Origin of the sequence: Shewanella sp. 10N.261.52.F9, assembly GCF_041471165.1 — a bacterium.
Classification (GTDB): Bacteria; Pseudomonadota; Gammaproteobacteria; order Enterobacterales; family Shewanellaceae; genus Shewanella; species Shewanella marinintestina.
Genome location: NZ_JBFRNX010000023.1, coordinates 91,368 through 104,380 on the forward strand (window position 1 = coordinate 91,368; position 13,013 = coordinate 104,380).

The 13,013-nt window shown below is 44.0% G+C and carries 10 protein-coding genes; 1 reads left to right on the forward strand and 9 read right to left on the reverse strand.

Annotated elements, in window-relative coordinates; translation table 11 throughout:
• Positions 1–14 precede the first annotated feature (14 nt).
• Complete coding sequence (locus AB4298_RS14885) at positions 15–1,964, reverse strand: monovalent cation:proton antiporter family protein (RefSeq protein ID WP_248999616.1); 1,950 nt, start codon at positions 1,962–1,964, stop codon at positions 15–17.
• Between the two features lie 203 nt (positions 1,965–2,167).
• On the opposite strand from AB4298_RS14885, the gene dgcS reads away from it, so the two are divergent.
• Positions 2,168–3,058, forward strand: coding sequence for a diguanylate cyclase DgcS (dgcS, locus tag AB4298_RS14890; RefSeq protein WP_371987321.1), 891 nt, complete (start codon positions 2,168–2,170; stop codon positions 3,056–3,058).
• A gap of 215 nt (positions 3,059–3,273) precedes the next feature.
• Here dgcS and tilS read toward each other — a convergent pair whose 3' ends face one another.
• The 8 genes from tilS to AB4298_RS14930 form a co-directional block, all read right to left on the reverse strand.
• Positions 3,274–4,689 carry a tRNA lysidine(34) synthetase TilS gene (gene tilS / locus AB4298_RS14895; RefSeq protein WP_371987322.1) on the reverse strand — a complete coding sequence of 472 codons (1,416 nt, stop codon included), beginning with the start codon at positions 4,687–4,689 and terminating at the stop codon, positions 3,274–3,276.
• 17 nt (positions 4,690–4,706) lie between these two features.
• A complete protein-coding gene (dnaE, locus tag AB4298_RS14900) occupies positions 4,707–8,177 on the reverse strand; it encodes a DNA polymerase III subunit alpha (protein ID WP_371987324.1) in 3,471 nt (1,156 codons plus the stop codon).
• A 163-nt stretch (positions 8,178–8,340) separates the two neighbouring features.
• Positions 8,341–8,967 carry a ribonuclease HII gene (gene rnhB, locus AB4298_RS14905; protein ID WP_248999620.1) on the reverse strand — a complete coding sequence of 209 codons (627 nt, stop codon included), beginning with the start codon at positions 8,965–8,967 and terminating at the stop codon, positions 8,341–8,343.
• Positions 8,967–10,118, reverse strand: a complete 1,152-nt coding sequence (lpxB, locus tag AB4298_RS14910; RefSeq protein WP_371987325.1) for a lipid-A-disaccharide synthase — start codon at positions 10,116–10,118, stop codon at positions 8,967–8,969. Before lpxB ends, rnhB begins: the two co-directional genes overlap by 1 nt.
• A gap of 70 nt (positions 10,119–10,188) precedes the next feature.
• Positions 10,189–10,959, reverse strand: a complete 771-nt coding sequence (gene lpxA, locus AB4298_RS14915) for an acyl-ACP--UDP-N-acetylglucosamine O-acyltransferase (RefSeq protein WP_248999622.1) — start codon at positions 10,957–10,959, stop codon at positions 10,189–10,191.
• Positions 10,956–11,417, reverse strand: coding sequence for a 3-hydroxyacyl-ACP dehydratase FabZ (fabZ, locus tag AB4298_RS14920; protein ID WP_248999623.1), 462 nt, complete (start codon positions 11,415–11,417; stop codon positions 10,956–10,958). Before fabZ ends, lpxA begins: the two co-directional genes overlap by 4 nt.
• Before the next feature lie 32 nt (positions 11,418–11,449).
• A complete protein-coding gene (gene lpxD, locus AB4298_RS14925) occupies positions 11,450–12,466 on the reverse strand; it encodes a UDP-3-O-(3-hydroxymyristoyl)glucosamine N-acyltransferase (RefSeq protein WP_248999624.1) in 1,017 nt (338 codons plus the stop codon).
• A 4-nt stretch (positions 12,467–12,470) separates the two neighbouring features.
• Complete coding sequence (locus tag AB4298_RS14930) at positions 12,471–12,968, reverse strand: OmpH/Skp family outer membrane protein (protein WP_248999654.1); 498 nt, start codon at positions 12,966–12,968, stop codon at positions 12,471–12,473.
• Positions 12,969–13,013 lie beyond the last annotated feature (45 nt).

The following is a 13,013-nucleotide window of genomic DNA, read 5'->3' on the forward strand; positions in this document are numbered from 1 at the left end:
TAGACAGACAAGATCTATCCTTGCAGTAAAAAGATCTCAGCCTTTTCTATGCGTCTAGGCTTACCCAACAATATTAAAATATCACCGGACTTAATCTGCCAATCAAACTCTGGGCTTTCGACCTCTGCCCCAGCCCTTCTAACGGCTCTTAACTCAACTCGTAGTTTTTCCCAAGGAATATCAGCCAATGTAAGCCCAACGGCATTAGCTCCCTTAGGTAAAGCTACAGCGTGCAATAACTCAAGGGTAAAGTCAGTCTCTGCCCCAGAAAAGAAGCCATGTAAGTATTGATAGTGATTACGACGTTCTATCTCAAGCCGCTTTAATATTCGTGCTAACGGCACGCCACATTGATACAAAACTTGGGAAACTAACATCAAGCTACCTTCCAAGGTTTCTGGAATAACCTGGCTTGCCCCAGCCTCCTCTAGTGCCTCCATGCCGGAATCATCACGGGTACGTACTAAAATTTTTGCCTCTGGTGCTAGCTGTCGGCAAAGCGGCAGAACCTCCTCTAAGATCCGTTCACTACTAAAGGTAATGACAATCAACTTAGCATCGCGTACTTTAGCCTGCTTTAGAATGCTTCTTTTACATACATCGCCAAAGTAAACCGGCTCACCTGCAGTTCTCGCTTCAGACACCCTTGTTGGATCAAGATCCAGCACCAAATAAGGAATAGCCTCTGTTTTCATAAAGCGTGCAATCGTTTGCCCAACGCGGCCATAGCCTAAAATAAGCACGAGATCGTCTTTAGCGTCCACCGTCACATTCAAAGGCTCACTGGTACCTTTTTTAGGTTTGAGACCTTGCAGCCTTCTGGCAATATCCACACTATGACGAACTAACCAAGGTGCAAGTGCCATCGAGAGCACTGCTACCATGACTAAAGTTGTACTGGTTTTGCTATCCAGCAACTGATAGTTAACTGCCAAAGCCAACACAACAAAACTAAATTCACCGACCTGGGCTAAACTCAGCGCCGTGGCGACAGAAGAGCGAAATGACTCTTTAACAATCTTCAGCAAAGAGAAAATAACCAGTGCTTTACCTAGAATGACAGCAATAAGAATAAAGATGATCTGCCACCAGTACTGCGCAACCAACTCAAAGTCGAGCAACATACCAATAGAGATAAAGAAGAGGCCCATCAACAAGTCTCTAAAAGGCCTAATATCAGCCTCAAGTTGACGCCGGTACTGGCTTTCACCTAATAGCATACCCGCCATAAACGCACCTAACGCCATAGACAAACCTAACCATTGAGTAATCGCGCCAGTGACTAAAGCCACAACTAATGTGGATAGTACAAACAGTTCATTGGAACGAGAGCGCGCCACTTCATCGAACAATTTGGGCAAGGCCCATTTACCAAATGCCATTAGCGCGATAAAAGCTAATACCCCTTTGAGCAAGGCGTAAACTACATCATTCCACAACAACGCTTCGCCATCACTGGCAAGTAAGGGGAGTAAGATTAATAACGGTACGACTGCGATATCTTGAAATAACAGCACACTAACTGATAGTTCGCCGTGTCTGCGCCTTAACCAGCCTTGTTCATTAAGGAGTTTAAGCACAATGGCTGTAGAGGACAAAGCAATTGCAGAGCCCACTACGACGGATTCTGTAACCGTAAGATTACATAACAATGCAATCCCCATACTCAGCAATGTGGTTACCACAACTTGTGCACTACCTAAGCCAAATACAGTGCGACGCATTGCCCATAATCGAGGCAAAGAAAACTCAAGGCCTAAGCTAAACATTAATAGTACGACGCCAAGCTCGGCAACCGATTGCATCTGATGTTGAGTAAACCAATGAAAACCGCTAGGGCCACTTATCACACCCGTCACCAAGTAAGCCAAAATTGCGGGTAACCCCGCACGCCTTAAGATCGCAATCGACACGATAGCGATCACCAGCATCAGCAAAATTTGAATGAGAAAGCTGTGTTCCATGGCGACTTGATACTCCTTAATCAAAGGCATTAGTCAAAATGCCGACACTGTTTTATTTCACCGATTTAACTAGAGAGTAACCTAATGACAAATAAAGACAAATATTATTACCTCTTATAAAGGCACGCTTCTTGCTTGATATTTTTATAAGAAAGTTAAAACACGGTTAAATGCCGCCGTTAAACACTGGGAGTAACTTAGCAATGGAATTTGGTCTTGCTACCGAATCTTTTCCTATTGAATATCGCAAGCCGATGGGAGTCTGTGCACCAGCACCGCAGGAGATTGACCTAGTCAATATTATCCAGCAGCTACACCAACATCTTGATCCGCGGACAGTGTTTGCCTGTTTTGGAAAAATAATGGGGCAACACTTGCCGCTTTATGGTGTCCGTTTAGATTATAAAGATTACCACTTTCATTGGGGGAGCCAAAAAGGGTATGCCATAGAGCAACACTTAACGATTGCCGACAGTCAGTTCACTGTTAACTATAATCTAAAAGCCCCTTTGGTGCCCTCTCAAACCCAGAAGCTCAACCAATTACAATCGCTTGTGCTACAACCACTATTTAACGCCATTCAATACAGAGAAATGTCACTGCAAGCCATGTATGACGCGCTAACTCAGCTTGGAAATCGTCATTATTACCAAGAAAGCTTGAAAAAAGAGATCGCTCGCGCTCAACGCCATAACAGCGATTTATCATTAATTGCATTAGACTTAGATAATTTTAAGCAATTGAATGATGACCATGGTCATCCGCTTGGCGACAAGGCTTTGATTGAATTTGCCAGAATGCTCAATTCAACAATTAGAGATACAGATCAGGCTTTTAGAATAGGAGGAGATGAGTTTACACTGCTTATTCAAGCAAATGCTGAAGATGCTACAATATTGTGCCAGCGCGTGCTCGATGCAGTTGCCACTCACCAATATTTAGATAATTATCAGGTGCGCACCAGTATGGGGATCAGCCAATGGCGTGCTAATGACTCAGAACAAACATTTTATCAACGTGCAGATAATGCGCTCTACCTGGCTAAAGCTGCAGGTGGACAATGTTATCGAATACACAGTGGCTTATCGGGTTAATAGCACTCTAAACAGTAAATAGTATTCTGATGAATTAAAGGCAGTTTATTGAGTTAATAGTGTTTTAGTGAATGAGGCCAACTCATTAAACCTGTTACAGAACAGGCTATCGACTCTGAATAAACACTGCTCATCAACAGATCCCTGCCAAAATTAAGCTTTGAGCGTTAACCAGTAATATTGCTCAATTATAGATAGCTCAAACAAAAGCACATTTAAGTGTTACTTAAACTCAGTGCTAAGCCAGTCTCACCTGATGTAGCTATGGCAGACTTTTCAATCCAAAACCCGATAGCGGCAACCAGCTTACCGTTATAACACAGCAGTGGTACGTGTCCTCGTTTCCATGGAGGTAATTCTAGCTCTTGCCAGATTTTTTTTAGCTCTCGACCCTTACTGCGAAAATGTGGGTGACTACGAGTACTTCCCGGCAAAGCGTATACAATGGACACCAGCTCTGTTGGCAATGGTAATCTCAACAATGGCTCTAAATCAGCTGCTATATACTTGCCTAATAAGCGTTGACCAGAAGGCAAGTCAATTCCATTATGTATCACCTCATCCAGCTTTATCTCTTCAAGCATTTCAACTTTATGTAAAGGTTTAAGTGAGTGAATACTCTTTGCTAAAAAATAGGCGTTATTTTTAAAACGCCGAATAACCACATCGGCTAAACGCACCTCTATATTGGCGTCCTCTTTGGCATCCAATAGTTGAGATAAAATTTGCTCGCCCTGTATTTTTGATGGTGGTGCAAAACCAAGTTGCTCCATGTGCCCACGCAATAGTAGCGATTGCCAAGCATTAGAGAAAGTCGCTAACTTAATGACTTCAAGGACGTTATCCACACCTATTAACTTTTGTACTTGCGGTAAACGTTTTACAGTTTCTTCTTCAAGTACTGATTGTTGCAATGCACATAGTTCGGCGCTGCGGCTGGCAGTAGCAGCTATGGCACTCCAACGTTGCTTAAGTTTGGGGATGATATCTAAACGCAGAAAATTTCTATCGTACTTACCATCAAAGTTACTTTCATCTTGGATATGCCCAATATTACGCTGTGCTGCATAGCCTTCGATTTGATCTTTACTGCAGTCAAGCAAAGGCCTTACCAACCATTGCTGTTGATTGACACGCTGCACCTTGCCCATAGCAGACAAGCCTTTTGGACCTAGACCGCGCTTAAGGGCCAGTAATACAGTTTCAAGCTGATCATCTTGATGATGCGCAGTCATTAGAATATCGTTCACTGAAAGCTCGGCTAATAAAGCCTGATAGCGTACATTTCTGGCTTCAGCTTCAATGCTGGTTCTAGGCGCGAGATTAACTTGCACGTACTTAATCACGCATGGCAAGTTGTAGCTTTTAGCTTGTAATAAGCAGTGGTCAACCCAGCTATTTGCATTAGTACTTAGGCCGTGATGGACATGTACCAACAGACACTCGTAAGCCGAGTTTATTTGGGCAAACTGACCTAAACCATACGCGAGGATCTCAGAATCGACTCCCCCACTATAGGCCAATACCAATTTACGTTTAGGCTGCTTACCAATCGCAACAGACTCAGTCGAACTCACATTTGGGGCCGGCAGCAGTGCTAAGCAATTTTGGATAAGTGAAGTTATATTCATCTTAAAAAGCCATTTACTTAAAAAACAATCTTGACCTGACCAGAACCCGTTAACGACTCAAGTGCTAACATAAGCTCGTCTGTCGGGTTGACTCGCCACTCATCCCCCAGAGTAAACTGAGCTTTTGATTGTGGTTGAGCATAGTTAATCAATACCGGCACGGCACCTGCTTTCCAGGGCTCTACCGCAGATTTGAATTCATTTAGCCATTGCTCATTGACCTTGTCTGACTGCAGTTCAATCTCAACGGCATTGGCAAAATGGCTACGCGCCTCCCCCATATCAATAATGTTACGTGCGGTCATTCGATTACCACCAGAAAAGTCGTCAAAGCTGACTTCGCCTTCGATAATCAAAATACGGTCTTTTTCGAGCAAGTGATTAAATTTCTCGAATGCTTCAGTAAATAACATGATCTCTAAACGTGCACTCTTGTCATCAAGCGTCACAAGCCCCATTTTTGAGCCACGTTTTGTCATCATCACACGTGTCGCAACCACTAGACCTGCGGCTTTCATGGTCTTGCCGCGATCTGTCGGATGTACATCTTTCAATCGACCAGATGTATAATGTTTTAGCTCTTTCAAATACTGATTAATGGGGTGACCCGTGAGGTATAAACCTAGGGTATCTCGCTCACCTTCAAGCCACACTTTATCTGGCCAAGGTGTGCATTCAACAAACTGCTGTTTACTATCTTCTGGCTCACTATTGAGCAAACCAAACATATCGTGCTGACCGATAGCTTCGGCTTTAGCATGTTGATCTGCTGCGCGAATGGCCTCTGGCAAGGTCGCCATCATGGCTGCGCGGTGGGGACCTAAGTTATCCAGCGCACCAGCGCAAATCAGCTTCTCAATCACTCTGCGATTAAGCTTTTTAAGATCGATTCGAGCACAGAAATCAAATAGATCTATAAATGGCCCGTTTTCACGTGCTTTAAGAATAGAATCAACCGGGCCTTCACCCACGCCTTTAACCGCACCAATTCCGTAAACAATATTTAAGTCGTCATCGACGGTAAATCTAAATAAGCCCTTGTTCACATCAGGTGGTAGCAACGGCATTCCCATGCGCTCACATTCATCCACCAAGGTGACAATCTTATCCGTGTTATCCATATCGGCTGACATTACCGCTGCCATAAACTGGGCAGGATAGTGAGTTTTTAGCCAAAGCGTTTGATAGGAAACTAACGCATAAGCAGCTGAGTGAGATTTGTTAAAACCGTAACCCGCGAATTTTTCCACCAAGTCGAAAATCTTCATCGACAGTGGACCATCTACGCCGTTTTCAATCGCGCCAGCTTCAAACGTACCGCGCTGCTTAGCCATCTCTTCTGGCTTTTTCTTACCCATAGCACGACGAAGCATATCCGCGCCGCCCAAGGTGTAACCAGCAAGTACCTGAGCAATCTGCATCACCTGCTCTTGATACAAGATAATGCCGTAAGTCGGTGACAGTAGCTCTTTTAACGATTCATGCTGATATTCAGCATCTGGATACGATACTTCCTCACGACCGTGCTTACGCTCGATAAAGTTATCTACCATGCCCGATTGCAGTGGACCGGGTCTAAACAGTGCCACTAGTGCAATCATGTCTTCGAAGCAGTCTGGCTGAAGACGCTTAATCAGGTCTTTCATACCGCGAGATTCCAGCTGGAATACCGCAGTTGTTTCATATCGTTGAAGTAACTTAAAGCATTTAGGATCCGTAAGCGAAATAGATTCTATGCGAACCCGCTCTTCTCCATTTTTATCTTTAACGCTATTCACCATCTGTAGCGCCCAGTCAATAATGGTGAGCGTTCGTAGACCCAAGAAATCGAACTTAACCAGGCCTGCGGTTTCAACGTCGTTCTTATCGAACTGAGTGACAGGGTTTAAACCTTCGGTATCACAATAAATTGGCGAAAAGTCTGTGATTTTGGTTGGTGCGATAACCACACCACCGGCGTGCTTACCGGCGTTACGGGTCACACCTTCCAAGATTCGGCACATGTCGATAAGATCTTTTACTTCTTCATCGCCATCGTAAGATTCTTGCAGCCCCGGCTCAACTTCAAACGCCTTAGCCAGAGTCATACCTGGCTCGGCTGGGATCATCTTCGAAATACGGTCAACAAAACCGTATGGATGGCCTAGTACACGACCCACGTCTCGAATTACCGCTTTAGCCGCCATAGTACCGAACGTAATGATCTGTGATACCGCGTCACGGCCGTAAAGCTCTGCTACGTGATCGATCACTTCATCGCGTCTATCCATACAGAAGTCGACGTCGAAGTCGGGCATAGATACACGTTCCGGGTTCAAGAATCGCTCGAACAGTAAGTCATATTCGAGTGGATCCAAATCGGTAATTTTAAGGGCGTAAGCCACCAAGGAACCCGCACCAGAACCACGACCAGGTCCAATTGGGATATCGTTGTCCTTACCCCACTGGATAAACTCCATTACGATGAGGAAGTAACCTGGAAATCCCATTTGGTTGATAACTTTGAGCTCTACATCAAGACGCTCATCATATTCGGGGCGCTTTTCTGCGCGCTCTGCAGGATCTGGGAACAGAAACTCTAAGCGCTCTTCTAGGCCTTTTTCAGACACATCAACCAAGAAGTCTTCAATGGTCAAATCACCTGTCGGAAAGTTAGGTAAGAAGTATTCATGCAAGCGCACAGTTACGTTACAACGCTTAGCAATCTCAACCGTGTTTTGAATGGCTTCAGGAATGTCTTCAAACAGTTCGCACATCTCTTCGCTGCTTTTAAAATATTGCTGGTCGCTATATTTTTTGGGACGACGTGGATCGGCAAGGGTAAAACCGTCGTAAATGGCAACACGAATTTCGTGAGCATCAAACTGCTCAGGCTTATTAAATACCACTTGGTTAGTCGCAACCACCGGGAGGCCTTTTTGCTCGGCAAGTTCAACGGCCATATGCAAATAGCGCTCTTCGTCAGGACGACCGGTGCGTAGCAGCTCTAAATAATATCTATCAGGAAAGTGGGTTTGATAAAACTCGATTAAATTATCAACTTGCGCTTTGTTTTCTTTTAATAGCGCGCGACCAACATCACCGTCTTTAGCACCAGACAGTAAAATCAAACCCTCGCTATATTTTGCTAGCCATTCATGATCGATAACCGCTTTGTCATTGATATTACCGCGTAAGTACGCGTCGCTGATCAATAACGTTAAATTCGAGTAACCAGTATTATCCATCGCAAGTGCGGTGATCGAGCAAAACTCATCAAACCCAGGCACTTGAACCCAAAAGTCAGTACCAATAATTGGCTTGATACCGTTGCCATGACAAGCCTCGTAAAACTTTACTAAACCGCACATATTCGTCTGATCTGTTAGGGCGACGGCAGGCATTCCAAGTTCGGCCACTTTTCCTAGAATAGGCTTAACCTTGGAGAGTCCATCAGACATGGAAAAGTCGCTATGAACGCGTAAATGCACAAAACGTGGATCAGACATAATATGGAGTATCTTTCTTTTTGATAGATGAAGACTGCTAGTCAATCTTACAGGGTAAAACATGGGCCAACAGCAAACAAGTTAAACTATTAGCCCAGATGAGAGATGTGTTAGTTTTCGCCCAAGTTAGCGATTAACTAAGCTAAGTACTAGGTCTTAACGACTAGCCGCCCTGCTTTGCTTCTAAAGCTTCACGAACAGGCCTAAAGCTCTTACGATGCTCTGATAACACGCCGTGCTGAGCAAGTGCTTCAAAGTGCGCTTTAGTTGGATAACCTTTATGCTTATCAAAGCCGTATGCTGGATATTGAGCAGCAAGAGCATCCATCTCACGATCGCGAACCACTTTTGCAATAATCGAAGCCGCACTTATCGCATCAATTAAGCCGTCGCCTTTGATGATAGCGTGACTTTCCACCCCAAAATCTGGCGTGCGATTGCCATCGACTAATACACTGCTAGGTTTAATAGTAAGTCCTGCTACTGCGCGCTGCATCGCCAGCATAGTCGCATGCAAAATATTAAGCTCATCAATCTCAACTGGGCTCGCAGAACCGACACTAACACTCAAGGCTTTTTGCTGAATTTGCTCGAACAATAGTTCGCGCTTTTTCTCCGACAATTTTTTAGAATCATTTAATCCTTCTATCGGATTATTCGGGTCTAAAATAACTGCTGCGGTAACTACATTGCCGATTAGTGGACCACGACCCACTTCATCGACGCCGGCATACTGACCAATACAGATCTCAGCAACCTGCTCAGGAGTAATTCCTTTAATTACAGCCATTACGCAGACTCCTCAATCAATTTAATTACAGCATCTGCCGCACGAGCACTGGCATCACAACGCAATGATTGATGCATTTGCATAAAGCGATCATAAGTCGGTGTGAAATCGTTATCGAGTTGAACACCAACTGCCATAGCAATTTTTTCTGGCGTGCAATCGGCTTGAATAAGCTCTTCAATCACATCGTCATTGGCGAGTAAGTTTGGCAATGAGTAACGCTTGGTCAGCATCATCCCTTTAGCAATCCGGTACGTTATTGGGCTAACGCGGTACGCCACAACCATAGGTCTTTTAACTAACATAGCTTCAAGTGTTGCAGTGCCGGAAGCTAGCAGTATGCAATCGGCTGCACTCATGACTTCACGAGACTGGCCTTCTACTAAGTGGATCTCTAGATCTGGAGCATGTTCACGTAATGCTTCCTCAAACTGTTCACGACGCTTTTGATTAACTAACGGCGTGACAAATTTGATATCCGGATAACGCTGCTTTATTAGGCTTGCAGCTTTAACAAAAGGTTCTGCAAGCTGTTTTAACTCCCCACCTCGAGATCCTGGTAAAATCGCCAAGTATTCTGCGCTTTGATCGAGTTCAAGTAGCTTTCGCGCTTGTACCTTATCATTCTCAAGTGGAATATCGTCTGCCAAGGTATGACCTACAAAGGTGCAAGGTACTTGGTGCTCATCATAAAACGCTTTTTCAAAAGGTAATAAAGACAATACCATATCAGTTGCTTTGGCAATTTTGAAAATACGCTTTGGTCGCCATGCCCACACTGACGGACTAACATAATGCACGGTTTTAATGCCGCGTTGCTTTAGTTTAAGCTCAAGGCCAATATTAAAATCTGGAGCATCGATACCAATAAAGCAATCGGGATTAATTTCAGTTAGCTTTACGATCAAAGTTTTGCGAACTTTTAGCAATCTAGGCAAACGAGAAAGCACTTCCACAATCCCCATTACCGCCAATTCTTCATATGAAAAAATAGATTCAAAACCTAGTGCTTCCATACGCGGGCCACCAATGCCAACAAACTTAGCATCAGGATAATTAACTTGCAGCGCTTTAATTAAGCCTGCCCCCAAGATATCGCCTGAGATCTCTCCGGCAACCATAGCAAAAATACGAGGATTGTTTGAACTCATAAAGTGACGTCTATCATTATTGGTAGGATGGAAATAAAGAACCCGCTTTGACACGGGTTCGATAACTTGCTTAGCGGATGATTCCTCGTTGAGAGGAAGCAACAAATTCAATTAACATTTGAACTTGTTCGTCATCAACTGCAGCCTCTTTAAGCTGCTCAATCGCTTCTGCAACGGTTAAGTTGCTACGGTATAGCGTCTTATAGGCTCTGCGGACTGAAAGCTGAGATTCTTTTGAGAATCCACGGCGCTTTAACCCTTCGATGTTTAATCCTCGAGGGATTGCTGGCGAACCAGACGCCATCACAAATGGTGGAACATCATTTAAGATTAGCGAACTACCCGCCGTAAAGGCGTGAGCACCAATGTGAACAAATTGGTGTACACCAGTCATACCGCCCAAAATAGCCCAGTCACCAACGTGCACGTGGCCCGCGATTGACGCGTTATTAGCCATAATCACGTTGCTACCTACAACACAGTCGTGTGCAATATGCACATACGCCATAAATAGGTTGTTTGAGCCAATACGCGTTTCCCACTCATCTTGAGTAGTACCGCGGTGAATGGTTACTGACTCACGAATAACGTTATTGTCACCAATAATTAATCGTGTCGCTTCACCAGCAAACTTCTTGTCTTGGCAATCTTCGCCAACTGAAGCAAATTGGTAAAACTTATTGCCTTTACCGATAACCGTTGGACCTTTCACAACAACGTGTGAGCTAAACCAACAGTCATCACCGATCTCAACATCGGCACCAATGTAAGTCCAAGGACCAATAGTAACATTGTTACCAATTTTGGCATCTGGGTGGATATAAGCTAATTTATCAATCACTTAGAAATCTCTCTACGTGCACACATGATTTCTGCTGAACAAACAATCTCGCCATCCACTTTTGCAACGCCAGTAAACACGCCAATCCCGCGGCGCTCTTTAATCATCTGTACTTCAAAATGAAGTTGGTCACCTGGCTCAACAACACGCTTAAAACGCGCTTTGTCGATACCAGCAAAATAATATAATGCGTCGTTAGACGGCTCATCACTCATTGTTTTAAAAGCAAGTAGACCTGTTGCTTGTGCCATTGCTTCTAAAATCAACACACCAGGCATCACAGGTTGAACCGGGAAATGTCCCTGGAAAAATGGCTCGTTAATTGTGACGTTCTTGATAGCGTGCAAAGTTTCACCCGGAGTGAAATCTAATACTCTATCGATCAATAAAAATGGATACCTGTGAGGTAAAAATTTTAGGATCTCTTTAATATCCATTGTATTTAATTGATTTGACACTAAACTTTCCTTTATCTGCTCAATGCAGTCATTTACTTTACGTTATTTTCTAGTGCTTTAACGCGCTGAAATAGCGTATCTAGCTGTCTAAAACGTACGGTGTTTTTACGCCACAGTTTATTATCCATTGCAGCTGTCGCCGATGAATAAACACCTTTCTCACGAATAATGCTGGTGACGTTGGTACTGCCTGTCACATGAACACCATCAGTAATACTCAAATGGCCTGAAATTGCACAGTTACCACCAATAATGCAATACTTACCAATAGTCACACTGCCTGCAACTACTGTGCTGCCCGCAATCGCGGTATTCGCACCAATGATATCGTTATGCGCAATCTGAACTTGATTATCTAAGATAACCCCGTCATGGATTTCAGTGTGATCAATAGCACCACGATCGACTGTTGTATTTGCACCGATTTCAACTCTATCACCAATGCGAACGCCACCAGTTTGTGGGATTTTAATCCATTGACCACGTTCATTGGCGTAACCGAAACCATCAGAACCTAAAATGGCACCAGAATGAATAATACAGTCTTGACCTAAATGCACGTCGTGATACACAGTTACATTTGCCCAAAGAAGTGTATTTGAACCAATCACACTGTCTTGGCCTACCACGCAACCAGCACCGATTTGGACGTCGTTACCTAAAATAACATTCTCGCCAATTACCGCATTAGCACCAATAGCCACGCCTTCACCTAGCATAGCAGAAGCCGCTATTTGTGCAGATGGGTGAATACTGTCAGCCGCCTTTGGCGTTGTATCAAGAAATTGTGCAATGCGTGCGAAACCCACGTATGGATCGTTTAATACGATCGCATTGCCTACAAAATCTTCAGCATCTTTTGGCGTCATTAAGATCGCCGACGCAGCTGAGCTAGCCAACTGCGAACGATACTTAGAATTTGCCAGAAAAGAGATTTGACCTGAACCTGCACCGTCCAAGGTGCCAACAGTTGAAATTTCAACTGTGTCATCACCTTGAACGTCTGCATTTAAATGGTCAGCCAATACTCTTAAAGTATAGCTTTTCATCTATTTACTTGCCTTTACCTAAAGCCTCAACCACCTTGTTACTAATGTCAGCGCTTGGCTTAACATAAATAACGGCACCGCGTTGAAGTACCATGTCATACTGCTCTTTTTCAGCAATAGTGTTAATTGTCTTTTGAACTTCTAACAATAGTTTGTTCTGCTCTTCACCGTTACGACGACGCATGTCTTCATCTAATGCTTTGCCTTTCAATTGTAGCTCAGCTTTCATAGATTCCATTTTACGCATCATTTCAGTCTTCTGAGCTTCGCTCATCAATGCAGCATCACGTTGTTGCTTTTCTAGCAAGCCACGAAGTTCTTCTTGCATCTTTTGCACTGCAGCAACACGATCACCGAACTCAGCTTTTAATGTTTCGTTCACTTGCTCACGCTGTGGCAACTGCTCAAATACAGCTTGCATATCAACTACTGCGATCTTTTCAGCGTGCGCCGCTAACGGTGCGCCTAAAAGAACCAAAACCATCATTGCGCGATTCAACATCTTATTCAAAACAAACTCCTTTATTTCAGCAAAACTTGCCGACTT